Origin of the sequence: Streptomyces sp. NPDC126497 (genome assembly GCF_040302425.1) — a bacterium.
Lineage (GTDB): Bacteria > Actinomycetota > Actinomycetes > Streptomycetales > Streptomycetaceae > Streptomyces.
Genome location: NZ_JBEORT010000101.1, coordinates 1 through 26,341, shown reverse-complemented (window position 1 = coordinate 26,341; position 26,341 = coordinate 1). Strand labels below are relative to the sequence as shown.

The following is a 26,341-nucleotide window of genomic DNA, read 5'->3' as shown; positions in this document are numbered from 1 at the left end:
CGGAGCCCGGCCGGCGCGCCCCCGCCGCGCGGGGCGCCCGGGCCGTGCCGCGGGCACCGCCGGCCAGCTCGTCGGGGGTCGGCACCCGCATCGACGTGTGCGTGTCGCGGTTGGAGTCGGCCGGTTTCGCGCCCGGGACCAGCGGGACCGCGCCGCGGCGCCGCACCGGCTCCCCGGCGGCCCGGGCCGGCCCCTGGGGCGGGAGCTCCTCCCCCGTCTCCTCCGCGGGCTCGACGTCCGGCTCGTCCACGTCCAGCGGCGGCATCCCCGCCAGCAGCGGCAGCAGCTCCCGCAGCCGCGCGCCCAGCTCGGAGGCGCGCAGCCGGGACGCCGGGGCCTTCGCCAGGCACTGCACCAGCAGCTGCCACAGCTCGTCCGGGATGCCGGGGAGGGGGACGACCGTCTCGGTGACGTGGCGGCGCAGCACCGCGCCCGGGTGTCCGCCGCCGAACGGCGTGAAGCCGGCGAGCAGCTCGTACAGGACCGTGGCCAGCGCGTAGATGTCGACCGAGGCCCGCGGGGGCAGGCCCTCGACGATCTCCGGCGCCAGGTAGTCCGGTGTGCCGATGATCTTCGTGGCGCGGGTGCGGCGCGGGGTGTCGATGAGTTTCGCCACACCGAAGTCGGTGAGCAGGGCGCGGTGCGAACCGCCGGGGCCGAGCGGGCCCTCCATGTCGAGCAGCACGTTCTCGGGCTTGACGTCCCGGTGCACCACCCCGGCCGCGTGCGCCGCCGCCAGACCGTCGGCGACGTCGGCGACGATCGCCACCGCCGCCTCCGGCGCCAGCCGGCGCTCCCGGTCGAGGCGGGTGCGCAGGTCCGTACCGCGGACGAGGTCCATGACCAGCGCCAGGTCGTTGCCGTCGACCACCAGGTCGCGCACCGAGACGACGTGCGGATGCTCCAGACCGAGCAGCGCGGTCCGCTCCTGCACGAAGCGGCCGACGAGCTCCTGGTCCGAGGAGAGGTCCTCACGCAGCAGCTTGATGGCGACGGGCCCGTCGGGGCCCTCGCCCAGCCACACCGTGCCGGCGCTGCCCCGTCCGAGGATCTGATGGGCGGTGTACCGGCTGCCGATTCTCCGTGCCAAGACTGCTCCTACCGACGCGTGGTTGTCGCCAAAGCTACGCGTCCGGGGCGGCGGCCTTCACGGCGGATCCGGAAATCGGCCCCCAGATGTCGACAAATCAGCAAACAGGTCTCAGTTCGACCCGGAGGGCTCGCCGGGGCCGCCCAGGTCCTCGATCCAGCCCGTCACCGAGCCGAACCAGTCGCTGAGCTGTCCCCAATAGCTCCTGCCGGTGCCGATCCAGTCCTGGAGCGGGCTCAGCTCCCAGACCAGCCAGCCCACGACGAACAGGATGACGACCGTGAACAGGCAGCCCTTCAGACAGCCCAGGCCGGGGATGCGCATCGGGTTGGCGCTGCGCTGCCGGGGCTGCCGGGGCTCCCGCACCGGTCGCTGGGGCTCCGGCGGCGGCGCGTACCGCTGCGGCTGGGGCTGGGGCTGGGGCTGCTGCCGGCGCTGCGGCTCCGGCGGCGGGGCGTACTGCTGCGGCGGGGGCTGCTGCGGGTAGCCGTATCCGGGGCCGGGCTGCTGCCGGGGCTGCGGACGCCGCTGCTGCGGCTGCTGCTGCGGGGGCTGCTGCTGCGGCTGCTGCGGGGGCTGCTGCTGCGGCTGCTGCGGGGGCCGGGCGACCTGGCGCTGGGGGCGGCGGCGCAGCGGGTCCTGGCCGGGGTCGAGGTACTGGACCTGGGTCTGCTCGTTGCGGTCGCGGGCCGCGCGGAGCTGGGTCTGCCAGGGGTGCGGGTCCTCCGGACCGCCCCCGGGTGCGCCGGGCTGCCCCGGCGGCACGGGGGGCATGACGGCCGTGGGGTCGGCGGCGCCGGCCGGGCCGCCGGTCTGCGGCAGGACGCTGGTCGCGGCGTTGGGGTCGTAGGCGCCCGCGCCGTGCGGCAGCACCTGCGTCGGGTCGGCGTCACCGGGCGCGCCGGGCGTACCGGGTACGGGCGCGGGGGCCGGGTCGGGGGCGAGCAGCGCGCCGACGTTCTCGGCGGCGGCGATCTGCGCGGAGTTCGCGTGCACGCCGATGCCGTCGGCGACGACGCGCAGGCCGCGCGCGAGGTTCTCGGCGCTGGGCCGTTCGTCGGGGTTCTTGCGCAGGCAGCGCTCGATGACCGTCCACAGCGGGTCGGGGACGGTGGAGGGGCGGCGCGGTTCGGCGCTCAGGTGCTGGTGCAGCACCTCCAGGGCGGAGTCGCCGGAGAACGGCGGGCGGCCGGTGACCAGCTCGTACAGCAGGATGCCGGCGCCGTAGACGTCGACGGCGGAGGTCTGCGGGCGGCCCTCGGCGGACTCGGGCGCGATGTAGGCGGGCGTGCCGACGAACTCGTGGGTGCGGGTCAGGCCCGGGGAGTCGGCGAGGCGGGCGATGCCGAAGTCGGTCAGCATCGGGTGCATCTCGCCGCCGGTCCGCTTGAGCAGCACGTTGGCGGGCTTCAGGTCGCGGTGCACCACGCCGTCGGCGTGGCTGGCGCCGAGCGCGTCGGCGATCTGCGCGGTCAGCAGGGCGGCGGCGACGGGGGTGAAGGGCCCGTTCTCCCGGAGGTGGCGGTGCAGGTCGGGGCCTTCGACGAGGTCCATGACCAGGGCCAGCAGATCGCCCTCGACGACCAGGTCGCGGACCCGGACGATGTTGGGGTGGGTGAGCCGGAGCAGGACCGAGCGCTCGCGCAGGAAGCGCATCACGACGTCGGCGTCGCCCGCGAGCTCCTCCTTGAGGACCTTGATCGCGACGGTCTCACCGGGCTGTCCGGGCACGGCCGCCTCGGCGCCCGCGGTCTCCCGCTGGCGGGCTCGCCAGACGGTGCCCGTGGCGCCGCGTCCGAGCGGCTCCTCGAGCAGGTACTTGCTGCCGACTGGCCGCACGTCACGCACTCCCTGCTGCTTGCTTGGCGTACACCCTGGTCCACCGTGCTACGGAACGTTCCGCCCCACTGTAGTGCCGCCGCGCGGGATACCGGCCGGTCGTCCCCGGCGTGATCCCGCCGCGGGGCTCGCGCACCGGTCCCCGTCCGTGTTCGGAGGTTCGCAGGAAAGACGCCCGATCCGGTCCGTTGGTTGCCGCGCCGGACGTGACCGGTCCCAAGCGGGCCCGGACCGTTCATTCGCTCCTCACCGGTCGGGCACTTTTGCGGGCAGAGCCGACCAATCAAGATCATTTGATGGCGGAGGACGGGCGCGTTGTCGGTGGCAGGTGCGAGGATGCGTGCAGTACTGGCCGTACGTGCGCGTGTGGCGGTGGGGGAAGTCCGCGGTGGGGGACCGCGGGGCGGTGGTGTCCCCCCGCGTCGCGGGCGCCCGCGCAGAAGGGACCGCTGACGGCGATGCAGATCCGGCTGACCGTCGTAGACCCGCTGGGCCCCTCCTCCCCCGCGCGGGAGCGGGCCGCGCGCTGCGACGTGCTGGTCACGGCGCCCGCGGGCACGGCCCTGGCCGCGGTCGCCTCCGCGCTGGCCTCGGCGGTCCCCGGCGGTGACGGCTCGTCCGGCTCCTCGGGCGCTCCGGTGCTGTACGCCGGTGACCGGCGGCTCGACGCCCAGCGCTGCACCCTGGGCGAGCCGCCGCTGATCGACGGCGCGGTGCTGGCGGTGGGCGCGCCCGGCGAGCCCGAGCCGCATCCCGAGCTGGACGGGGCCCCCACCCGGCTGCACGTCGTCGCCGGTCCCGACGCGGGCGGGGTGCACCTGCTGCACGGCGGCGAGATCCGCATAGGCCGTTCCGCCGACGCCGACGTGCCGCTCGACGATCCGGACGTCTCCCGGCTGCACTGCGCGGTGACGGTCGCCCCGGACGGCGGCGTCTCGGTCGCCGACCTCGACTCCACCAACGGCACGACCCTGGACGGCCGGCGCGTGGGCCCCCGGCCCGTCCGCCTCGCCCCGGGCGCGCTGCTGCGCATCGGCGAGTCGGCCCTGCGCCTGACCCCGGCGGCGGGTCCCCGCGCGCGGGCGGTGACGACACCGGACGGCGAGGGGCACGTACGGGTGCCGCCGCCCCCGTCCGTACGGGCCGACGCCGAGGACGCCCCCGCCCGTACGGGGGCGCCGACGGCGCCCACCCACCACGCCCGCGGCCCGGCCGGCTGGGCCGTCGCGGCCCGGGACGCGCGGGAGGCACCGGAGGCGGCGCGGCGCGGCGGCGCGGACGAACCGCCGCGGGTGCCGACGCAGGGCCGCTCCCCCGGGCTCGAGCGCACCGGCACCGCCCCCGGGGCGCGCGCGGTGCACACGGCCGCCCGGGGGGACGTGCCCCGCGTCCCCCAGGGCCGTCGCGTGTCGCGGCCGCCGTCCGCCGAGAGGGACACGCACGCGGGACGCTCCGGCGCGGGCGCGCGCGACACGGGACCCGGCGACGCCGGGGCGGCTCCCGGGGAAGCCCGGGGCGACGGGGCGGCCGGCGACGCCGCTCCCGGACGCGACGCCGGCGGGAGGACCGCCCCGGCGTCCGGCGGCGCACCCGGTCACCTCACCGGTCCCACCACCGGGCCCGTCACCGGTCACCTGTCCACCGGCGTGCCCGCCGCCCCGCACCAGGACCTCCCCGGCACCCGCGAGGGCACCCCGCCGCGCGGCACCGGCCTCCCCCAGCCGGCGGGCGGACGCAGGCGCGGCGGGCTCACCGCCTGGGCGCGGCGGCTGGCCGGCGGCCGGCAGGAGCCGGAGACCGTGTGGGCCGCGCCCGGCGAGGAGGACCCCGGCGCCGCACCCGGCCCGGGCGTGACCGCCCCCGTCGCCCCCGAGACCTGGCCGGACCCCGCCACGCTGCTGCTGACCGCGCTCGGCCCCGGACCCCGGCTGTGGGAGCGCGGGCCGGACCACCCGGAGGCGCTCGCGGTGCGGCTCGGCACGGCGGACCGGCCCGCGCCCGACGGCTCCGGCCTGCTGCCCGCCGTCCCCGTGACCGCGGGGCTGCGCGAGGTCGGCGCCCTGGGACTGGCCGGCCCGCGCGAGCGGCTCGCCGGGCTGGCCCGCGCGGTGCTCGCCCAGCTCGCCGCGCTGCACTCCCCCGACTCCCTGGAGATCGTCCTGATCGCCGCGGACCACTCCCGCCCCCTGGCGGAGCGCACCGCCGAGTGGGCCTGGCTGGGCTGGCTGCCGCACCTGCGCCCGGGGCACGGCCAGGACTGCCGCCTGCTCCTCGCCCACGACCGGGAGCAGGCCGCGGCCCGCGCCGAGGAGCTGCTGCGCCGGCTGGAGGACCCCGCCCACGCGGCCCCGGACGGCCGCGCGCCCGGCGGAGCACCCGGCGAAGGGGTGCACGAAGGGCCGTACACCGTGGTCGTCGTGGACGGCGACCCCGGCGACGCCGGGGTGCGCGAGGCGGTGGCCCGGCTGGCCCTGGAGGGCCCGCGGGCCGGGATCCACGTGGTGTGCCTCGCCGAGACCGCCGCCGCCTCCCCGGCGTCCCCGGTGACGGAGACGTACGAGACGGCCTGCGCGGTGACGCCGGCCTTCCGGCGGTGCGGGGCCGTCGCCCTGCTCAGCGGGGACGTGGCGACCACCCTGCGCCTGCTGCGGGTGGCCGGGACCGGCTCCGGCCGTCCCCCCGGCCCGGTCGGCCACGGCACCCTCGCCACCGTCGACGCGGTCTCCCCCGCCTGGGCCGAGCGGTTCGCGCGGGCGCTCGCGCCGCTGCGCACGGACGGCGCGGGCGGGGAGCGGCACGCGCGCGCGTCGGCGTCGCTGCCCCGGTCGGCGCGGCTGCTGGACGAGCTGGGCCTGGCCCGGGCCACCCCGGCCTCGCTGATGGCCCGCTGGGCGGACGCGGCCGACGACACCCGGGCGCTGGGCGGACGCGTCACCGCCGTCCTGGGCGCCGGCCCGCGCGGCCCGGTCGTCGCCGACCTCGCCGCCGACGGACCGCACCTGCTGGTCGAGGGGCCGTCCGGCAGCGGCCGCACGGAACTGCTGCGGGCGGTCGTCGCCTCGCTGGCCGCCGCCGAGCGTCCCGACCGGCTGGGCATCGTGCTGGTCGACGGCCGGGGCGTGCCCACGACGGGCGCCGCGTCCGGGGAGGGCCTGCGGGTGTGCACGGACGTACCGCACGTCACCACGCATCTGTGCGCCAACGACCCGGTGCGGATGAGGGAGTTCGCGCAGTCCCTGAGCGCCGAGCTGAAGCGGCGCGCGGAGCTGCTGGGCCGCTCGGACTTCACGGAGTGGCACACCGGGCGGGAGCTGTCGGACCGCATGGTCGCCCAGCGCACGGCTGCGTCCCGCGCGGGCGCGGCGGCCGGCGGGGAGCAGGACGGGGACCTCGACACCCCGCCCAGTTCGACGCTGCGGCTGCGGCCCGGGGCGGACCGGCGCCGGGCGGGGGCCGCGCCGCCGCTGCCCCGGCTGGTGGTGGTCGTGGACGACCTGGACGCGCTGGTCTCCCCCGCGCTCGGTTCGCCGGGGCGGCCCGCCGCCGGATCGGTGACGCGGGCGCTGGAGGCGGTGGCCCGGGACGGCGAGCGGCTGGGGGTGCACCTGGTGACGGCCACCGGCCCCTGCGCCCGGACGGCGCAGACCGAGCCGGTGCGGCGGGCGTCGTTGCGGGTCGCGCTCGAGGCGCCGGTGCCGGGGGGCGGGCCGGACGATCCGGCGCCGGGGCGGGGGCGGCTGACCCACTCGGACGGATGGGAGACGGAGTTCCAGGGCGGGCGGGTGACCGGGCGGATCCCGCGGACGGCGACCCTGCGGCCGACGGTGGTGCCGCTGGAGTGGCACCGCATGGGCGACCCCCCGGCCCGCCGGCAGGTCCGCGAGCTCGGCAACGGCCCCACCGATCTGGCCCTGCTCGCCAGCGCGTTGGAGCGGGCGGCGCGCCAGGTCGCGGCGGCGGAGGTGCCGTCGCTGCTCTGACTCCCCGGGCGCAAGCCGGTCGGCGGCCGCCCGGTTCCCGGCCCGGGGTCCACCCCGGGCCGGGCGCCGGGCGGGCGGTCGCGGCGGCCGCTCGTCCGCCGAGTACGCCCACGGCACCACGGGGAGAGGGCACGGGCGTCACGGGCCGGGGCGCTCGTCCGCGATGACCCCTGGTCACGACGCGGTCACGATCGCGGAGTTGACGCGGGACGCGCTCTTGCCACCCCCCTTCCCCGGGCATAGACCAGAGCGCACGGACAGCGCTCGAACGCTCGGCGGAGTACGACGGAGTACGAAGAACGGGGCAGTGATGCACAGGACGAGCAGGACCATCCGGATACGCAGGTCGCCCGGCGGCCAGGTGACGACCCTCCGCTCCCGCAGGGCCGCGAGAGCCGCCGCGGCGCTCGCCGCGGGCGTGCTCGCGGTCTCGCTCACCGCGTGCGGGGGCGACGACGACAACGGCGGCGACGAGGACGGGAGCGGCGGGACCAACGGCAACGGGAGCACCGTCACCCTCCCGAAGCTGGACGGGGCGAGCCTCGAGGTCGCCGCCGTGTGGACCGGCGCCGAGCAGAAGAACTTCAAGAAGGTCCTCGCGGAGTTCGAGAAGCGCACCGGCGCCAAGGTGACCTTCGTCCCCGCCCAGGACCCGATCATCAACTTCCTCGGCTCGAAGGTCGCCGGCGGCGCCCCGCCGGACGTGGCGCTGCTGCCGCAGCCGGGCGCCATCAAGCAGGCCGTCGACAAGGGCTGGGCCAAGCCGCTCGGCGCCGAGGCGGTCAAGGAGCTCGGCGAGAACTACTCGCAGGGCTGGCAGGACATCGGCAAGGTCGACGGCAAGCAGTACGGCGTCTACTACAAGGCCGCCAACAAGTCGCTGATCTGGTACAACGCCCAGGTCTTCGAGAACGCGGGGGCCGCCGAGCCCAAGACGTGGGACGAACTGCTCACCGCCGCGCAGACGGTGTACGACTCCGGCGTCACCCCCTTCTCGGTCGGCGGCGCCGAGGGCTGGACGCTGACCGACTGGTTCGAGAACGTCTACCTCTCGCAGGCCGGTCCGGAGAAGTACGACCAGCTCGCCAAGCACGAGATCAAGTGGACGGACCCGTCCGTCAAGGAGGCGCTGACCACGCTCGCCGGGATCTGGGGCAAGAAGGACTACGTCGCGCCCGGTGCGCTGGGGACCGATTTCCCGACGTCCGTGACGCAGACCTTCACCGGCGGTGACCAGCCCAAGGCCGGCATGGTCTACGAGGGCGACTTCGCGCAGGTCAACATCGGTGAGACCGGGGCGGAGGTCGGCACGGACGCGAAGGTGTTCCCGTTCCCGGCCGCCGGCGACACCGCGCCGGTGGTCTCCGGCGGCGACGCGGCCGTGATCCTGGAGGACTCGAAGGCGGCGCAGGCGCTGGCCACCTTCCTGGCCTCCCCCGACGCGGCGGCGATCCACGCGAAGCTGGGCGGCTTCCTCTCCCCGAACAAGAGCATCGACCCGTCGGTGTACCCGAACGCGGTGCAGAGGAAGATCGCCGAGGCGCTGATCGCCTCCGGCGACGACTTCCGCTTCGACATGTCCGACCAGGCCCCGCAGGCCTTCGGCGGCACGCCCGGCAAGGGTGAGTGGAAGGCGCTGCAGGACTTCCTGAAGAACCCGAAGGACGTCGCGGGGACGCAGGCGAAGCTGGAGGCCGACGCGGCCGCGGCGTACGGGGACTGATCCGGCGATGGCGTCGGACACGGTGGCGGGGGCCCCGAAGACGGCCCCCGCCGCTCCCAAGTCGCGCAAGAGCGTCACCGGCACCCGGAGGACGGTCGCGGCGCTGTTCCTGCTGCCCGCGCTCCTCCTGCTCGGTGCGCTCGTGGTCTACCCGATCGGGTACTCCGTCGTCCGCAGCTTCTACGACCAGTCCGGCGACGGCTTCGCCGGATTCGACAACTACCGGGCCCTGTTCACCGACGACGGCATCCGCACCGCCCTGAAGAACAACGTCATCTGGGTGGTGTTCGCGCCGACGGTCGCGACCGCGCTCGGTCTGGTCTTCGCGGTGCTGACCGAACGGGTGCGCTGGGGCACGGCGTTCAAGCTGGTCGTCTTCATGCCGATGGCGATCTCGATGCTGGCGGCCGGCATCATCTTCCGCCTGGTGTACGACCAGGACCCGGACAAGGGCGTGGCGAACGCGGTCTGGGTGGGGGTGCACGACACCTTCGCGCAGTCGTCGGCGTTCCCGAAGGCGCACCCGGGCCGCGAGTCGCCGCTCGTGCGGAACGACGACGGAGGCTTCGTCACCGCCGCGGCGGTGCGCGCGGGCGACACGGTCACGCTGCCGCTGGTCGGCGTCGCCCCGGACCTGATGCCGGACGACGCCGAGCCGGCCGCGGCGCCGGAGCCGGAGGCCGACCGGATCACCGGCACCACCTGGCAGGACTTCACCCGCGGCAAGGGCGTCGGCACGCTGAACGCGGTCGACGCCTCGGAGCTGGGCTACGCCGGGATGAAGGTGGAGGCCGTGAAGGGCGGCGAGGTGGTGGAGACCGCCACGGCGGCCGCCGACGGCACCTTCTCCTTCTCCCCGAAGGCCGACGGCGCCCGGCTGAGACTCCCGGCGAGCAATTTCGAGGAGCCGTACAACGGGCTGGACTGGCTCGGCCCGTCGCTGGTCACCCCGGCGATCATCGGCTCCTACATCTGGATGTGGGCGGGCTTCGCGATGGTGCTGATCGCGGCCGGGCTCGCGGGCATGCCCCGGGAACTGCTGGAGGCCGCCCGGGTGGACGGCGCGAACGAGTGGCAGGTGTTCCGCCGGATCACGGTGCCGCTGCTGGCGCCGGTCCTCGCGGTGGTCACCGTCACCCTGATGATCAACGTGCTGAAGGTGTTCGACCTGGTCTTCATCATCGCCCCGGGTTCCTCCCAGGACGACGCCAACGTCCTGGCGCTCGAGCTGTACCGCCAGGGCTTCTCGGCGGACCAGCCGGGCATCGCCAGCGCGATCGCGGTGCTCCTGCTGCTGCTCGTCATCCCGGTGATGTGGTTCAACGTGCGGCGGCTGAGGCGGGAGGTGCGGCGATGAGTGCGGACACCGGCGGCTGCCGGGGGTCCGGGGGGCGCCCCCCGGGTGAGCACAGCAACGTGCGGCGGCTGAGGCGGGAGGTGCGGCGATGAGTGCGGACACCGGCGGCGTCATCAAGACGGTCCCCGCCGTCAAGGCCGAGCGGTCGCTCGGTTCCCGGCTGAGCGAGTGGGTGAGCGGCGGCCTGGTGCGCGTGTTCCTGATCGTCGTGGGCCTGTTCTGGCTGGTCCCGACGGTCGGACTGCTGCTCGCCAGTCTGCGCACCCCGCAGGACATGGCCGCCGACGGCTGGTGGACGGTGTTCACCGAGCCCTCGCAGCTCACCTTCGGCGCCTACGAGACGCTGCTGGAGAACGACGACATCACCGGCTCGCTGCTGAACACGGTGTACATCACCGTCCCGGCGACCGTGCTGGTGGTGGTGATCGGCTCGCTCGCGGGGTACGCCTTCGCCTGGATGGAGTTCCCCGGGCGCGACTGGTGGTTCCTGGCGGTCGTGGGGCTGCTGGTGGTGCCGGTGCAGGTGGCGCTGATCCCGATCGCCGAACTCTTCGGCGAGCTGGGCCTCTTCGGCTCCCTGACCGGTGTGGTCCTCTTCCACGTCGGTTTCGGTCTGCCGTTCGCGGTGTTCCTGCTGCGGAACTTCTTCGCGGAGATCCCCAAGGAGCTGCTGGAGGCGGCCCGGCTGGACGGCGCGGGCGAACTGCGGCTGTTCGTCCGGGTCGTGATGCCGCTCGCCGGTCCGGCCATCGCCGCGCTCGGCATCTTCCAGTTCCTGTGGGTGTGGAACGACATGCTGGTCGCGTTGATCTTCACCGACTCCGGGAGCCAGCCGATCACGGTCGCCCTGCAGACCCAGGTGCGGCAGTTCGGCAACAACATCGACGTCCTGGCGCCCGGCGCGTTCATCTCGATGGTGGTCCCGCTGGTCGTGTTCTTCGCGTTCCAGCGGCAGTTCGTCTCCGGGGTGATGGCGGGTGCCGTGAAGTAGCCCATGGGGGTGCCACGTTGGAGGGGCGGACCGTCGCGGTTCCGCCCCTTCGTGTGACGGGTGTCCCCCGGATGCCGCAGGGGGCGTAACCAAGGCGGGCCGGCGGCCGTTGCCGGGCCGAACGCCCGCGCCGACCGTTGGATGCCCCTTGCCCAGGTTCAGTGTCATTGTCCCCGCGTACCAGGTTCAGGCGTATCTGCACGAGTGCCTGGAGTCGGTGCTCTCCCAGTCGTACCCCGATCTCGAGGTGATCGCCGTCGACGACCGCTCGCCGGACGCCTGCGGCGCGGTGATCGACGAGTTCGCGGCCCGCGACCCGCGGGTGCGGGCCGTGCACCTGCCGCGGAACGCCGGCCTCGGGCCGGCCCGCAACGCCGGGATGGAGCGGGCGAGCGGCGACTACCTGGTGTTCCTGGACGGCGACGACACCCTCACCCCGGACGCGCTGCTCGCCCTCGCCGACCGGCTGAAGGAGACCGGCGAGCCGGACGTGCTGGTCTACGACTACGCGCGCACCTACTGGTCGGGCGAGGCCGTGCGCAACCGGGCCGCCGCCGAGCTCGCCGAGGACGGCCCCGCGCCGTTCCGCCTCACCGACCGGCCGGGACTGCTGAACCTGCTGATGGTGGCCTGGAACAAGGCGTACCGGCGGGAGTTCGTCGAGCGCGCGGGCTTCACGTTCCCGCCCGGCTACTACGAGGACACCCCGTGGACGTACCCGGTCCTGATGACGGCGGAGTCGATCGCCACCCTGGACCGGGTGTGCGTGCACTACCGGCAGCGCCGGACCGGCGGCATCCTGCGCACCACCAGCGAACGGCACTTCGACGTCTTCGACCAGTACGACCGGGTCTTCGCGTTCCTCGACGGGCGGCCGGCCCTGGAGCGCTGGCGGCCGATGCTGTTCCGCCGCATGGTCGACCACCTGGTGACGGTGTACGCGCGGCGGGACCGGCTGCCGCGCGGCTCGCGCGCCGCCTTCCTGCGCCGGGCGCGCGCCCACTACCGGCGGCACCGGACGCCCGGCGCGTCCGTGTCCGCGCGCGCCCGCGTCCACCACACGATGGTCCGCTTCGGACTGCGCCGCACCTACCGGGCGCTGCGGCTGGCGGCCTCCCTGCGCCGCGGGTGGGGCCGGATCGCGGGGCGGCTGCCGCGCGCCCTGCGCCGCGCGGCCCTGCGCCTGCACTACCGCCTCCAGCGGCTGCTCCCGCTGCGTGCCGACCGGGCCCTGTTCACCACGGACGGGGACCGCGGCCACGGCGGTGACCCGGGCGCCCTGGAGTCCGCGCTGCGCGCGCTGGCCCCGCACGTCCGCACCGCCTGGGTGGCCGGTCCCGAGCACCGCCGCACCCTGCCGCCGGCCACCCGCCGGCTCGCCCCCGGCACGGCCGCCCACTGGAGTGCGCTCGCCCGGTCCGCGTACCTGGTGACCGACGCCGACGTCCTGCCGGGGCTGGTCAAGCGCAAGGGACAGGTCCTGGTGCAGACGCGGTGCGGCACCCCCCTCGGGCACATGGGCCTGGACCTGCTGGAACGCCCCGCGGCGGCCCGGGACACCGACGTCGCGCGGCTGCTCGGGGGCGTCGACCAGTGGGACTACGTCGTCTCCGCCGACCGGCACTCGACCCTGACCTGGGAGCGGGTCTGTCCCGGCCGCTACACCACCCTGGAGTACGGCAGGCCGCGCACCGACCGGTTCCACACGGCGACCGGGGCGGACGTGGCCCGGCTGCGGGAGTCGCTGGGCATCCCCGAGGGCTCGGTGGCGGTCCTGTACGACCCGGCCCACCGCGACTACCGGCGCACCCAGCGCCGGCCGCTCGACCTGGAGCGCGTGGCGCGCCGGCTCGGCCCGCGGTTCGTCGTCCTGTCCCGCGCCCACCACCCGTACGGCGGACCGGCCGAGGCCGCCTCCGACCGGGTCCTGGACGTCACCGGCCATCCGGACGTCATCGCGCTGTGCCTGGCCTCGGACGCCCTGGTCACGGACTACTCGCCGCTGATGTTCGACTACGCGGGCCTGGACCGGCCGGTCGTGCTGCACATCGACGACTGGGAGGCGTACGCGGCGGCCCGCGGCGCCTACTTCGACCCGCGGGCGTTCCCGCCGGGCGCGGTCGCCGGCAGCGAGGACGAGCTGATCGACGTCTTCGCGACCGGCGACTGGTGCGGCGCCCGCTCCACCCGGCTGCGGGCGGACTTCCGCGCCCGCTTCTGCCCGTACGACGACGGGCACGCCGCCGAGCGGGTCGTGCGCCGGGTGGTGCTCGGGGAGAGCGAGCTGCCGCCGGTGGTGCCGCCGGCCGGGCGCCGCCCGGTGCCGCCGGCCACCGCCGTGTCCGGTCCGTCGTCGCTCACGACGGTGCCGCCGCAGCAGTCCGCCGGCCCGCCGGCCGTCACCGGGAGCGGCCGCCCGCCGCTTCCCCGGTGACCGCGGGGATCCGGCCCCGGGACGCCCCCCCCCGTCCTCCGGTCCGCCCCGGCCGGCGCCCCGCCCGCCGGGGCGCCACGACCTCCTCCACGGAAGGAGCAGCATGCCCCGCTTCAGCATCATCGTCCCGTCCCACGGGGTCGCCGGCCGGCTGGGCCGGGCGCTGGACTCGGTCCTCGCCCAGTCCTTCGGCGACTTCGAGCTGGTCCCGGTCTGCGAGGCGCCCGGGTCCCCCGCGTCCGACGTGGCCGCCCGGTACGCCGAGCGGGACTCGCGGGTGGCGCCGGTGCACGCACCGCCGTCGGCCGGACTGGCGGGCGCCCGCAACACGGGGGTGCGGGCGGCCACGGGCGCGTACCTGCTGTTCCTCGACGGCGACGACGTCCTCGTCCCCGGCGCGCTGGCGGCGCTGGACGCGCGCCTGGCCCGGACCGGTCCGGTGGACGTGCTGCACTGCGAACACGAGCGGGTGCCCTGGTGGGAGGGCGAGCCCGGCAACCCGGCCGCGCCCCTGCTGGCGGGGGCCCCCGACGGCGCGTTCCCCCCGGACCGCGCCCCGCACCTCACCGGTGTGGGCCTCCCGGCGTGGAGCGCGGCCTGGCGGCGCGCCTTCGTCGCCGAGCTGGGGCTCGCCTTCCCGGCGGGCCACTTCACGGACATCGGCTGGGGCGGCCTGGCGATGCTCGGCGCCGAACGGGTGGCGGTGCTGCGGTCGGTCGTCGTCCGGCACCTGGTGCGTCGGCAGGGCAGCCGGCTGAACCTGCCCGGGGAGCACCAGGCCGAACTGCTGGACCAGGTCGAGCTGGTGCTGGAGCGGGCCGCCGGGCAGGGGCTGTCCGCCGAGCGGTCGGGGCCGTTGTTCGAGCAGCTCTTCGCCGCCGTGCTGAGCACGGCCGCCCGGCCCCGGCGGCTGCCGTCGGGCCGGCGCGCCTTCTTCCGCAGGGCGAGCGTCCTGTACCGCCGTCACCGTCCCACCGGGTACCGGCCGCCGCGCGGCAGTCTCGGGGTGCAGCACCGGCTGCTGGCGTCCGGCTCCTACGGTGCCTTCGCCGCCCTGCGCGGCGCCCGTCGCGCGGCGGGGCGGGCGGGGGCGGCGGTGCCGCGTCCACGGGGGCTGCGCACCCGGCTGCTGTACCGGGCGCACCTGCGCCGCCCGCTCGACCCGAACCTCGCCGTGTACTGCGCGTACTGGGGCCGGGGTTACGTCTGCAACCCGGCCGCGATCCACGCCAAGGCGCGGGAACTCGCCCCGCACATCCGCTCGGTGTTCCTGGTGGAGGCCGGCCGGGAGCACACCGTGCCGGACGGCGTCGAGTACGCGGTGCTCGGCAGCCACCGCGCCTGGGAGGTCCTGGCCCGCGCGACGTACCTGGTCAACAACGCCAACTTCGCGGAGGGCGTGGTCAAACGCCCCGGCAGCATCCACCTCCAGACGCAGCACGGCACCCCGCTGAAGACCATGGGCGTCGACCAGTCGACGTACCCGGTGGTGGCCGCCGCGACCGGCAGCTTCACCAAGCTGCTGGGCCGGGTGGACCGCTGGGACCACAACCTCTCCGCCAACCCGCACTCCACCCGCGTGTGGGAGCGCGTCTTCCCCGGCTCCTACGAGCACCTGGAGTACGGCTATCCGCGCAACGACGCGTACTGCACGGTCACCGCGGACGACGTGGCCCGGATCCGCGCCGGGCTGGGCGTCCCGGAGGGCGCGCGGGCCGTGCTGTACGCGCCCACCCACCGCGACCACCGCACCGGCTTCGAGGCCGGCCTCGACCTGGAGGCGTTCTGCGCGGCGGCCGGCGAGGACGTCGTGGTCCTGCTGCGCGCCCACTACTTCTACGACCGGGGCGGGCGCGGGAGCACCGGCCGGGTCATCGACGTCACCGCGCACCCCTCGTCGGAGGAGGTGTGCCTGGCCGCCGACGCGCTGGTCACCGACTACTCGTCGATCATGTTCGACTACGCCAACCTGGACCGTCCGATCGTGGTGTACGCCGACGACTGGGACGTCTACCGGGAGACCCGCGGCGTCTGCTTCGACCTGATGGCCGGGCCGCCGGGCCCGGTCACCCGCACCCCCGACGAGCTGGCCCGCGTCTTCCGCGACGGCTCGTACGCGGACGCGGAGTCGGCCGCGCTGCGGGCGGCGTTCCGCGAGCGGTTCTGCCCGTTCGACGACGGACGGGCCGCCGAGCGGGTGGTGCGCCGGGTGCTGCTCGGCGAGCCGCCCGAGGCCCTGCCGCCCGTGATCCCGCTCGCGGAGCGCGTCCCCGCCCCCGCGGCCGCCGCCACCCCGGTGAGGAGCTGAGAGAGCAGTGCCCCGCTTCAGCGTCATCGTCCCCGTCCACCGGGTGCAGGGGTACCTGCACGCCTGCCTCGACTCGGTGCTCGGGCAGTCGTACCGCGACCTCGAGGTGATCGCCGTCGACGACCGTTCACCGGACGGCTGCGGCGCGATCCTCGACGCCTACGCGGCCCGCGACGAGCGCGTCCGGGTGCTGCACCTGCCGCGGAACGTGGGCCTCGGCCCGGCCCGCAACGCGGGCATGGAGCACGCGACGGGCGACCACCTGCTCTTCCTCGACGGCGACGACACCCTCACCCCGGGCGCGCTGCGCGCCCTGGCCGACCGGCTCGACGAGACCGGCGACCCGGACGTCCTGGTCTTCGACTACGCCCGCACCCACTGGTGGGGCGGCACCCGGCGCAACGCCCTGGCGCACCTGCTGGCCCAGGCGCCCGCGGGCACCTTCACGGCGGCCGAGCGGCCGGAGATCCTCGATCTGCTGATGGTGGTGTGGAACAAGTCCTACCGCCGCGACTTCGTCACGCGGGAGGGTTTCGCCTTCCCGCCCGGCTACTACGAGGACACGCCCTGGACGTTCCCGGTGCTGCTCAGCGCCGGGCGCATCGCCGTCCTGGACCGGATCTGCGTGTACTACCGGCAGCGCCGCCGGGGCAGCATCCTGTCCACCACCAGCCGCAGGCACTTCGACGTCCTGGAGCAGTACGCGCGGGTGTTCCGGTTCGTCGACGCCCGTCCGGCGCTGGCGCACTGGCGGCCGGTCCTGCACGCCAGGATGGGCGAGCACTGTCTCGACATCCTCTCCAAGCCGGACCGCCTGCCGCCGTCGGACCGGGGCGAGTTCTTCCGCCGTACGGCCGAGATGTTCCGGGCGCACCGGCCGGAGGGCGCACCGGTGCCGCCGGACCTGCGGGTGCTGGAGGGGAGCTACGCCGGTTACCTCCTGCGGCGGCGGGCCGGGCGGGCGGGCCGGGAGCTGGGGCGCGGGGCCCGGCAGGCGGGTGCCGCGACGGCGGCCCGGTACGTCCGGGCCCGGGCCGCGTTCCGCCGGCCGCTGGACCCGGACCTCGCCGTGTACTCGGCGTTCTCGCACCGGGGCGTGCTCGGCGACCCGGCGGCCGTGCACCGCGCGGCGCGTGACCTCGCCCCGCACATCCGGGGCGTCTGGGTGCTGGCCGGTGAGGAGCAGGCGGCCGGGCTGGGGCCGGACGTCGAGTACGTACTGCCCGACTCGCCCGGATACCGCAGGGTGACCGAGCGGGCCACCTACTTCGTCAACAACGTCAACTGGTCCGGTTCCCTGGTCAAACGGCCGGGAAGCGTCCACATCCACACCCACCGGGGCACCCCGCTGAAGTACCTGGGCGCCGATCTGCTGGACCGGCCCGGCGCGCGGCTCGGCCTCGACGTGCCCCGGATGCTGCGCCGGGCCGACCGCTGGGACTACAGCCTGGTCGCCAACCTCCACTCCGAGCTGGTGTGGGAGCGCGCCTACCCCTGTCACTTCACCTCGCTGCGCACCGGCAGCCCGCGCAACGACGTGCTGGTCGGGGCGTCCGGGGAGCGGGTGCGCGCGGTGCGCGCCCGGCTCGGCGTTCCGGACGGCCACACGGTGGTGCTGTACGCGCCGACCCGCCGCGACTACCGCAGGGACGGTCTGGTGGAGCGGATCGACCTCGCCCGGTTCGCCGCCGACCTGGGCCCGGGCCGCACCCTCGTGGTCCGTCTGCACCCCTCGCTGGCCGCCGGTCCGGCGCGCGGCCTCGGCCTGTCCGAGCTGCACCGGCGGGGCGTGCTGGTCGACGCCACGGACGAGCCGGAGGCGCAGGACGTGCTGCTCGCCGCCGACGTGCTGGTCACCGACTACTCGTCGATCATGTTCGACTACGCCAACCTGGACCGCCCGATCGTGATCCACGCCGACGACTGGGACGCCTACCGGGCGAGCCGGGGCGCCTACCTGGACATCACGGCCGAGGCGCCGGGCCATGTGACGCGCTCCTACCGTGAGCTGGCGTGGCTGTTCGACTCCGGGACCTGGCAGGACGCGGAGTCGGCACGGCTGCGGGCGGCGTTCCGCGAGCGGTTCTGCGCGTTCGACGACGGGCGGGCCGCCGAGCGGGTGGTGCGGACGCTGATGCTGGGCGAGCCGATGCTCGGCGGGCCGGCCGGACCGGCCCGGGTGCCGTCCCAGACGGCCGGCCGCGACCTGCCGGTCCCGTCGTGACGCCGCGCACCCGGGTCCTGCTGCTGGCCGCCGTCTTCGCGCTGCTGCAACTCGCCAACGTCACCGGCCGCGACACCCCCGACAGCAAGAACTACCTGTCGTACGCGCTGAGCCTGACCGGTGCGGACGAACGGGAGGCGGCGACCGCCACCATCGACTACTTCTGCGCGGGCCGGGCGTCGGTCGCGCACCGGGCGCAGAACGTGGACGTGGTGCGCTTCCACGCCCCGGACCCCGCCCCCGGGGTGATGCGGGAGTGCCGGGAGCGGGAGTGGCGGCAGGTGGAGGCGATGCTGGCGGCCGGGCACACCGGCGGGCACACCGTGCCGTTCATGCCGGAGCGGTTCATGCGGATCTTCGAGGCGCGGCCCGGCTACCCGGTGTTCCTGGCGCCGTTCGTCGCCCTGTTCGGGGTGACCTGGGGGGTGTGGGCGGCCGGTGTGGCGGTGACCTGCGCGGGCGGGGTGCTCGCCTTCCTGGTGCTGCGGGCCCTGTCGGTGTCCGTGCCGCTCGCGCTCACCGGACAGGCGCTGTTCCTGGTCCTGCCGTGCGGGACGACGGCGATGCGCCCGATGGCCGAGGGGCTGCTGCTGGCGCTCACCCTGGCGGCGCTGTGGGGTTGTGCGCTGGTGCTCCGGGGGCGGCGGGCGCGGGCGGGCCTGGCGCTGGTGGGCGGGGCGCTGCTCGCGCTGTTCACCGTCAAGCACTCGCAGGCGCTGTTCCTCGGGCTGTGCCTGGCGGGCGCGGGCGCGGCGGTCGCCGTACGGCGCCGGTGGCGGGGGCGGCCACCGGGGCGCGGGGTGGTGGCGCTCGCGGGGGCCGGGGGCGCGGGGGTGCTCGGCACGGTGCTGCTGGCCCGGCTGCTGGGGTATCCGTCGGCGTCGGAGAGCGTGCAGGACCTGCTCACCGACCATTTCGCCCGTCCCGACCGGGAGCGACCGTGGGCGGAGTTCCTCCAGCTGCAGGGGAACTTCTGGACGGAGTGGCTGCGGCGGCAGCTGTGGGAGCCGGTGTTCGTGGCGTTCCTGGCGGCCGGTGTCCTGGGGGCGCGGCGGCGGCCGGCGTTCGGCGCCTTCCTGGCCGCCGCCGCCTGCACGGGGTTCCTCAACCAGGCCGGGCACCCGGACATCAACATCTGGGGCGACCGGCTGATCACGCTGGCCTGGCTGCTGCCGGTGCTGGGTGTGCCGCTGCTGCTGGAGCCGGTGGTGCGGCGGGCGGTGGTGCCGGCCCAGGGGGCTCCGGTGGAGCCGGCGCGCTGAGCACCCGCGTCACCCGATGAGGTGAGGTGAGGTCATGCCCCGGACGGAGCCGGGAACATACGGCGAATGTCCTCGACGCTCCCCCGTCCCACCGTCCGGTGAACCCCCCGGTCCTCGTCCGGCCGGCCGTGCGCGGCGCCACGGCGCTGCGCGGCGGCGGCGCCTGGCGCCCCACCCCGTACCAGCTCTTCGGCCTCCTGTTCTGGCTGGTGGTGTCGCTGGCGTACTGGAGGGTGCCGTTGTGCTGCGACGCCGGGCAGCACGCGGCGGTCGTCGAGCGGCTCAAGGACGACCTGCTGGAGCCCCGGCACCCGATGGCGGACCTGCCGGGGGCGGGCAGCCCGTACTACTCGCCGTTCGCGCTGGCGCAGGGGGCGTTCGCCCGGCTGACGGGGCTGGGCGGCTGGGAGGTGCTCAGGCTCACCGGGCCGCTGAACCTGCTGGTGCTGCTCACCGGGATCGGCCGCTTCGTGCGGGTGCTGACCCCGCGCCCCTGGGCGCCGGTGCTGGCGTTCGGCGCGATGGCGCTGCTGTGGGGGGTGGAGCGGGCCTGGTGGAGCGGCTACCTGAACCTGATGTCGATGACGGGCAACCTGCCCTACCCGTCGGCGTGCGCGATCGGCCTCACCTTCTGGGCGTGGGCGCTGACGGGGGCGCGGGCGCGGGACGCGGGTGCCGTGCGGCACGCGGGGCCGGGCGGGGTGCGTCCGGTGTCCGGGTACGCGGCGCTGGGCGCGCTGTACGGGCTGGTCCTGCTGGTGCACCCGATCACGGCGGTCGCGGCGGCGCTGGGGGCGGTGGCGCTGGTCGCGGGGTGGCAGCGGCGGTGGGGTCCGGCGGTCGCCGGGCGGTGGGCGCTGACGGGGGCGGTGGCGCTGCTGACGGCCGGCTGCTGGCCGTACTTCGACGTGTTCGCGCTGGCCGGGGACGACAGCGTGGACGCGATGCACCGGCGCCTGTACCTGGACCTCGGCGGGCAGTTCGGGCTGGCGCTGCTCGGGCTGCCGGCGCTGTGGCTGCGGGCGCGGCGCACGTCGTGGCGTGATCCGCTGGTGCTGATGTGCGTCCTGGACTGCCTGGTGGTGGCGTACGGCTGGGTCAGCGGCCACTACACCTACGGCAGGATCCTCGGGCTGGCGCTGGTGCCGTCGCAGTGCGCGCTGGCGGTGGAGCTGGCGGCGCCCCGGCCGTGGCCGGTGTGGCGGCGGCTGCTGGGCGGGGCCGCGGCGGCGGGGGCGTGCGCGGGGTTCCTGACCGTGCACGCGGGGGCGGTGCTGCCGGCGGGCTTCGAACGGCCGCCGGACTGGCCGTCGTACGACTGGGCCGCGCGGTACGTCGGACCGGGCGAGGTCGTGATCACCGACGGCTACCACGCCGTCCACGCGATCGCCGGGTACGGGCCGAACCTCGCCGCGCCGGCCTGGCCGGACGCCTCGCTGGACGAGGGGGAGCGGCTGCGGCGGGCGGCCGACGTGCGCGCCTACCTCGACCCCGGGTCGACCCGCGCCGAGCGGGCCGCGGTCGTCCGCCGGTACCACGCGCGCTGGCTGCTGCTGACGCCCGCGCAGCGGGTGCCCGAGGAGGCGGTGGTGGTGGCGTGGAGCCGACGGACCGGGGAGGTGCTGGCGCGGGTCGGGGGCGGGTCCGGGACTACTCGATGACGAGGTCGACCGGGATGTTGCCGCGGGTGGCGTTGGAGTAGGGGCAGACCTGGTGGGCCTGCTCGACCAGCTTGCGGCCGGTCTCCTCGTCGATGCCCTCGGGCAGCTCGACGCGCAGGGTCACCGCGAGCGCGAAGCCCTCGCCCTGCTTGCCGAGGACGACCTCGGCGGTCACCGCGGCGTCGCTGACGTCGACCTTCGCCGCCCGGCCGACCACGCCGAGGGCGCTGCCGAAGCAGGCCGCGTAACCGGCGGCGAAGAGCTGCTCCGGGTTGGTGCCCCGGCCGTCGCCGCCGAGCTCCGCGGGGGCGCTCAGGCCGAGGTCCAGCTTGCCGTCGGAGGTGACGGCGCGGCCCTCGCGGCCGTGGGTGGCGGTGGCGACAGCGGTGTAGAGCGCGTCCATGGAAAGGGCCTTCCCTCTCGAGTCGTGGCTCGGCCGGTCCCTTCGGTTCGGTGGGGCCGGCCGCCGTGCACCACAAGTAGAGCACGCAATTCAATTGCACGCAATCGAATGGTTCGCGAGGGCTACCCTGGAGGCATGACAGCCACTCCGAGCCCACCCCCCGCGACGGCCGCCCGGCCGGACGCCGCGGACGACTGGCTCCGTCTCGACCAGCAGATCTGCTTCAACCTGAACGCCGCCTCCCGCGCCTTCAACGGCGTCTACCGGGTGGTCCTCAAGGACCTCGGCCTCACCTATCCGCAGTACCTGGTCATGCTGGTGCTGTGGGAGCACGGCACGCTGCCCGTGAAGAAGCTCGGCGAGCACCTGCGCCTGGACTCCGGCACGCTGTCCCCGCTGCTCAAGCGGCTGGAGACGGCCGGACTGGTGAGCCGGGAGCGCAGCGCGCGCGACGAGCGGTCGGTGGAGGTGCGGCCCACCGAGGAGGGCACCGCGCTGCGGCGGCGGGCCCTGGAGGTGCCGCGCCGGATCATGGCCGCGACCGGCTTCGACATCGACGAGATCCGCGAGCTGAGCACCCGCCTGCACCGGCTCACCGCGGCCCTGGACACGGCGGTGGCGGACGGCGCGTGACGGCCGCCGAGGTGCGCCGCGGGCGCCGGGCGTCCTCAATGGAGGGCAGGAACGATCCCGTGCCGTGCCCGAGGACGCCATGCAGCCCCAGCAGCCCCAGGTCGCCGTCGTCGTCATCGGTCACGACGACGCCGCCCATGTGACCGACGCCGTGCGCTCGGCGCTCGGGCAGGGCGGTGCCGTGCGCGAGGTCGTCGCCGTCGACGACTGCTCGACGGACGGCAGCGCGGACCTGCTGGACCGGCTCGCCGAGGGCGAACCCCGGCTGCGGGTGGTCCGGCACCCCGTCAACAGCGGCGGCTGCGGCACCCCGCGCAACACCGGGCTCGCCGCGGTGACCTCTCCGTACGTGATGTTCCTGGACAGCGACGACGTGCTGCCGCCCGGCGCGGTGCGGGCGCTGCTCACGGCCGCGACCGGGGCGGGCGCGCAGGTCGCGGCCGGCCTGTGCGTGCGCCGCGAGCTGCCGTCGGGGCGCGAGGCGCCGTGGGAGCCGGCCCTGTACGCGGCGCCCGCCGTGCTCGCCCGCCCCGCGCTGCGCCCGCGCCTGGTCCACGACACGCTGTGCGTCAACAAGCTCTACGCCACGGCCTTCCTGCGCGCGCACGGCATCCGCTTCCCCGACGGCCGCTTCCCCTACGAGGACCACGTGTTCACCGCGCGGGTGTGGGCCGCCGCCCCCCGCGTCGCGCTGGTCCCGGACCGGGTGTACACCTGGCACGTCCGGCGCTCCGCACGGCGGCTGTCGATCTCCCTGGACCGCACGGGCGTCGACAACTGGCGGGCCCGCACCCACGCGTGCCGCACCGCCCACGGGATCCTGCTGGCCGCCGGGGAGAAACGGCTGGCGCGCCGGGCGCGGGCCAAGTTCCTCGACCACGACCTGCGCATGTACGCCCGCGAGCTGCCGCTGCGCGACGAGGGCTACCGACGGGAGTGGTGGGCGCACACCCGGGCGTTCCTCGCCGAGTACGACGCCGCCGACTGGGCCCGCGACCCCGTGGCCCCGGGCCGGCTGATCGGTCGGGTCGTGCTGGCCTCCCCCGAGCCGTGCGACCTGCCCCGGCTGCGGGAGCTGGCGGCCCGGCCGGCCCGGCTGTACCCGCCCTACGCCCGCACGGCGGACGGCACGCCCTGCTGGTCGGCCGCCCTGCCCGGAGTCACCCTGGAACCCCTGCTGACCCGGCCCGCGCCGCTGCTCCCGCTCGCCGTGGACGCGGAACTGCGCCCGCACGCGCACGGCCCGCGGCTGCGGGTGCGCCTGCACGAGCTGTACGGCCGGGTGGCGCGGGCGGAGCCCCGGTCGGTGGAGGCGGAGTGGCGCCACCGGGACCGGGGCGGCGCCCGGGTCCGCCGTACGGTGCCGCTGCGGACGGCCGCCGACGGCACCTGGGTCGCGGAGACGACCGTGCGGCCGGACCGGCTGGCCGCGCTCGGCGCGGGCGCCTGGGACCTGCGGCTGCGGGTGCGCTTCCGGGACGGTTCGAGCCGCCGGGTCACCGCGCACGCGCTCGCCGGTCCGGGGCTGCTGCGCCGCTGCGTGATGGCGAGCCCCCGGCACGGCGTGGTGCTGGTGCGGCCGTACGCCACGCACTCGGGCGCGCTGGCCCTGCGCGTGGCGGCCGGCGTGCGCGGGACCGTCCCGGTGCTGCGCGGAAGACTGGGACGCCTGCTTCACTAGGGGACGGCCCTGGGAAGTGCGGCGGCACGGGCCGAGGACGAGGGGACGGCCATCCATGACCTGGTTGATCACCGGCGGCGCCGGCTACATCGGGGCGCACGTCGCATGGGCGATGACCGCGGCGGGCGAACGGGCGGTGGTCTACGACGACCTGTCCACCGGCCTCGCCGACCGGGTGCCGGACGGGGTGCCGCTGGTGACCGGTTCCACCCTGGACGGCGAGCGGGTGGCACGCGCCCTCGCGGACCACCGGGTCACCGGGGTGGTCCACCTCGCGGGGAAGAAGCAGGTCGCCGAGTCGGTCTCGCTCCCCCTGCACTACTACCGGGAGAACGTCGAGGGCCTGCGGGTCCTGCTGGAGGCGGTGACGTCGGCCGGTGTCCGCTCCTTCGTCTTCTCCTCCTCGGCGGCGGTCTACGGCATGCCGGACGTGGACCTCGTCACGGAGGAGACCCCCTGCCTGCCCCTGTCGCCGTACGGCGAGACCAAGCTGGCCGGCGAGTGGCTGGTCCGCGCGGCCGGGAGGGCGGCCGGGCTCTCCACGGCCTGCCTGCGCTACTTCAACGTGGCCGGCGCCGCCCGCCCGGACCTGGCCGACACGGGCGTCTCCAACCTCGTCCCCATGGTCTTCGAGAAGCTGACGGACGGCCTGCCCCCGCGCGTGTTCGGCGACGACTACCCGACCCCCGACGGCACCTGCGTCCGCGACTACGTCCACGTCGTCGACCTGGCCGAGGCCCATGTGGCGGCGGCCCGCGCGCTGCGCTCCGCCCCCGGCCGGGACCTCACCCTCAACATCGGCCGCGGTGAGGGCGTCTCCGTGCGGGAGGTGATCGACCGCGTGAACGCCCTCACCGGCCACGACCGCCCGCCCGTCGTCGCCCCCCGCCGCCCCGGCGACCCGGCCCGCGTCGTCGCCTCCGCCGACCGCGCGGCCGCGGAGCTGGGCTGGAAGGCCCGCCACGACGTCGACGACATGATCACCTCGGCGTGGGCCGGCTGGCTGCGCCTGCACCCGTCGGCGGACCGCGCCTGATGCCCACCCGCGCCGAACGCGCCCTGGGCGCCGTCATCGGCTCCGCCGTCGGCGACGCCGAGGGCGCCCCCTTCGAGTTCGGCCCCGAGGACGCCTTCTCCGCCCGTTTCCCCACGCCGGGGGCCGGCGGCGAGACGCGCGGGGGCGGCGGCTGGGACCCGGGCACCGTGAAGGTGACGGCGCCCTCGGCCGTCACCTGGACGGTCACCGTGGGCCGCGGCGACCCGCTGGAGCGGGACTCCCCCACCACGGGCCGACCGCCCCGGCCGGACGGCGCTCCGCCGGCCGCCCGCTGCCCGGATCCGCGGGGTTCACGGCCCGGCGAGCTTCTCCAGGACCCTGGCCCGCAGGAGTTCGTACTCCTCGCGCAGCCGGACGAGCTTCGGCGGGCGGGGAACGACGACGCCCTCCGTGACGATCTCCTCGGGACCGAACTGCTCACGGGTGAGGTCCATCTCCACCCCCATGCCCAGGCGGTTCCACCAGTGGTAGTCGGTGCGCACCCCGTCCACCAGGACCTCGCCGCGGAGCAGCTCCCCGCCCAGCAGGTCGTTGAGGACCATGGCGGTGACCCCGCACTGGTCCCGGGCGGGATTGTCCGGCGTCCAGCGCGCCCGGTACTCGGGCGTGCACGTGTCGGCGTCCCAGCTGCTGCGGACGGCCCGCTCGATGTCGGTGAGGAGCAGAGGTGTCATGGGCGGCATCCTCGCAGCCGGCACCGACAACGCCCCGTCCGTCACAGCGCTTTCAGCGCCTCCGTCGTCGCCCGCGTCAGGGCCTCCAGGTAGCCCTTGGGCGGCTTCGGGCCGCGGATGACCACCGAGCGCCAGTACAGGGGGCCCGAGATCAGGTCGAGGGCCAGGGCGTGGTCGACGCCGGGGCGGAGTTCGCCGCGCTCCTGCGCCGCCTCGACGATGCCCTTGGCGACCCCGTCCTGGCCCTCGCGCAGCGCCTTCCGCAGGGCCTCGGCGATGTCCGGGTTGCGGGCGGCCTCGGCCTGGAGGTCGGGGAGGATCTGCGAGGCGACGGGGTGGCGCAGGGCGCGGGAGGTGACCTCGTACAGCAGGCGCAGGTCGCCCTCCAGGGAGCCGGTGTCCGGGGCGGGCAGGCCCTGGACGGCGATCGCGGAGACCAGGTCGAGGACCAGGTGCAGTTTGGAGCGCCAGCGGCGGTACACCGCGGTCTTGCCGACGCCCGCGCGGCGCGCGATCCCCTCGATCGACATCCGCGCGTAGCCGGCCGCGGCCAGTTCCTCGAAGACGGCCGCCCGGATGGCTTCCGTCACGTCCTCGCGCAGGACGGCGGCCCCGGCGGGGGCCCTGCGGCGCGGACGCGGCTGGGGCTCGTCGGAGTTCGTCGTCATGCGGACCAGCATAGGGCGACGACGGAACGGTTGCGTTCCGACGTGAGCACGGCTTACGCTCCCGTTGCGACGATACGGTCCCGTCCCGACGTAAGAGGCCGTACGGACGTCGCGCGGAAGGCGCGCGAACCCGTTGCCCCCCTCCCCCTAGCGAAAGCAGCGGATGTGAGTCAGGTCCTCCACACACCGCCCCCCTCACCGGCCGTCCCGACACCGGCCGAGGGCGACCTCGCGGCGCTCGCCGCGCGGCACGGCCTCACGGTCAGCGGTGCCCGGCCGTCCCTCGTCGAGTACGTCCGTCAGCTGTGGGACCGGCGGCACTTCATCCTCGCCTTCTCCCGGGCGAAGCTGACCGC

The 26,341-nt window shown here is 75.8% G+C and carries 17 protein-coding genes and 2 pseudogenes; 14 read left to right on the top strand and 5 right to left on the bottom strand.

What is annotated here, in order from left to right:
- Together ABTY20_RS29390 and ABTY20_RS29385 are read right to left on the bottom strand one after the other, a co-directional pair.
- Positions 1-1,090: serine/threonine-protein kinase (locus ABTY20_RS29390; RefSeq protein ID WP_352000138.1), on the bottom strand; the 1,090-nt coding region annotated here is incomplete at its 3' end.
- 111 nt (positions 1,091-1,201) lie between these two features.
- A complete protein-coding gene (locus ABTY20_RS29385) occupies positions 1,202-2,929 on the bottom strand; it encodes a serine/threonine-protein kinase (RefSeq protein ID WP_352000136.1) in 1,728 nt (575 codons plus the stop codon).
- Between the two features lie 458 nt (positions 2,930-3,387).
- Between ABTY20_RS29385 and ABTY20_RS29380 the strand changes: the two genes are divergently transcribed.
- From ABTY20_RS29380 to ABTY20_RS29340, 9 genes are all read left to right on the top strand, one after another.
- Positions 3,388-6,909: an FHA domain-containing protein gene (locus ABTY20_RS29380; protein WP_352000134.1), complete on the top strand. Its 3,522-nt coding sequence runs from the start codon at positions 3,388-3,390 to the stop codon at positions 6,907-6,909.
- A 310-nt stretch (positions 6,910-7,219) separates the two neighbouring features.
- On the top strand, positions 7,220-8,632 hold the full coding sequence (locus tag ABTY20_RS29375; RefSeq protein WP_352000132.1) for an ABC transporter substrate-binding protein: 1,413 nt from the start codon (positions 7,220-7,222) through the stop codon (positions 8,630-8,632).
- 7 nt (positions 8,633-8,639) lie between these two features.
- Positions 8,640-9,989 carry a carbohydrate ABC transporter permease gene (locus ABTY20_RS29370; RefSeq protein ID WP_352000131.1) on the top strand — a complete coding sequence of 450 codons (1,350 nt, stop codon included), beginning with the start codon at positions 8,640-8,642 and terminating at the stop codon, positions 9,987-9,989.
- An 88-nt stretch (positions 9,990-10,077) separates the two neighbouring features.
- Positions 10,078-10,980, top strand: a complete 903-nt coding sequence (locus tag ABTY20_RS29365; RefSeq protein WP_352000129.1) for a carbohydrate ABC transporter permease — start codon at positions 10,078-10,080, stop codon at positions 10,978-10,980.
- 148 nt (positions 10,981-11,128) lie between these two features.
- Positions 11,129-13,414, top strand: coding sequence for a bifunctional glycosyltransferase/CDP-glycerol:glycerophosphate glycerophosphotransferase (locus ABTY20_RS29360; RefSeq protein WP_352000127.1), 2,286 nt, complete (start codon positions 11,129-11,131; stop codon positions 13,412-13,414).
- A gap of 103 nt (positions 13,415-13,517) precedes the next feature.
- Entirely contained in the window at positions 13,518-15,722 is a 2,205-nt protein-coding gene (locus ABTY20_RS29355) for a bifunctional glycosyltransferase/CDP-glycerol:glycerophosphate glycerophosphotransferase (RefSeq protein ID WP_352000126.1), read from the top strand.
- A gap of 7 nt (positions 15,723-15,729) precedes the next feature.
- Complete coding sequence (locus ABTY20_RS29350; protein WP_352000124.1) at positions 15,730-17,946, top strand: bifunctional glycosyltransferase/CDP-glycerol:glycerophosphate glycerophosphotransferase; 2,217 nt, start codon at positions 15,730-15,732, stop codon at positions 17,944-17,946.
- Positions 17,943-19,208 (top strand): hypothetical protein, encoded by a 1,266-nt coding sequence (locus tag ABTY20_RS29345; RefSeq protein WP_352000122.1) that lies wholly within the window; start codon positions 17,943-17,945, stop codon positions 19,206-19,208. Before ABTY20_RS29350 ends, ABTY20_RS29345 begins: the two co-directional genes overlap by 4 nt.
- Positions 19,209-19,306: 98 nt before the next feature.
- Complete coding sequence (locus ABTY20_RS29340; protein ID WP_352000121.1) at positions 19,307-20,869, top strand: hypothetical protein; 1,563 nt, start codon at positions 19,307-19,309, stop codon at positions 20,867-20,869.
- Here ABTY20_RS29340 and ABTY20_RS29335 read toward each other — a convergent pair.
- Complete coding sequence (locus ABTY20_RS29335; protein WP_352000119.1) at positions 20,859-21,272, bottom strand: organic hydroperoxide resistance protein; 414 nt, start codon at positions 21,270-21,272, stop codon at positions 20,859-20,861. The two genes, ABTY20_RS29340 and ABTY20_RS29335, sit on opposite strands and share 11 nt — an antisense overlap.
- Before the next feature lie 135 nt (positions 21,273-21,407).
- Between ABTY20_RS29335 and ABTY20_RS29330 the strand changes: the two genes are divergently transcribed.
- From ABTY20_RS29330 to ABTY20_RS29315, 4 genes and pseudogenes are all read left to right on the top strand, one after another.
- Positions 21,408-21,905: a MarR family winged helix-turn-helix transcriptional regulator gene (locus ABTY20_RS29330; protein ID WP_352000118.1), complete on the top strand. Its 498-nt coding sequence runs from the start codon at positions 21,408-21,410 to the stop codon at positions 21,903-21,905.
- Positions 21,906-21,984: 79 nt separating this feature from the next.
- Positions 21,985-23,586, top strand: coding sequence for a glycosyltransferase (locus ABTY20_RS29325; protein ID WP_352000140.1), 1,602 nt, complete (start codon positions 21,985-21,987; stop codon positions 23,584-23,586).
- Positions 23,587-23,641: 55 nt separating this feature from the next.
- Positions 23,642-24,622 (top strand): UDP-glucose 4-epimerase GalE, encoded by a 981-nt coding sequence (galE, locus tag ABTY20_RS29320; RefSeq protein WP_352000116.1) that lies wholly within the window; start codon positions 23,642-23,644, stop codon positions 24,620-24,622.
- A pseudogene (locus ABTY20_RS29315) lies at positions 24,622-24,786 on the top strand (ADP-ribosylglycohydrolase family protein); the annotation flags it as partial. The gene galE and the pseudogene ABTY20_RS29315, both read left to right, overlap by 1 nt.
- Before the next feature lie 147 nt (positions 24,787-24,933).
- On the opposite strand, the gene ABTY20_RS29310 reads toward ABTY20_RS29315, so the two are convergent.
- Positions 24,934-25,317, bottom strand: coding sequence for a YunG family protein (locus ABTY20_RS29310; protein ID WP_352000114.1), 384 nt, complete (start codon positions 25,315-25,317; stop codon positions 24,934-24,936).
- 41 nt (positions 25,318-25,358) lie between these two features.
- Positions 25,359-25,985 carry a TetR/AcrR family transcriptional regulator gene (locus tag ABTY20_RS29305; RefSeq protein ID WP_352000112.1) on the bottom strand — a complete coding sequence of 209 codons (627 nt, stop codon included), beginning with the start codon at positions 25,983-25,985 and terminating at the stop codon, positions 25,359-25,361.
- A gap of 165 nt (positions 25,986-26,150) precedes the next feature.
- Here ABTY20_RS29305 and ABTY20_RS29300 point away from each other — a divergent pair.
- Positions 26,151-26,341: pseudogene (locus tag ABTY20_RS29300) on the top strand (ABC transporter permease); the annotation flags it as partial.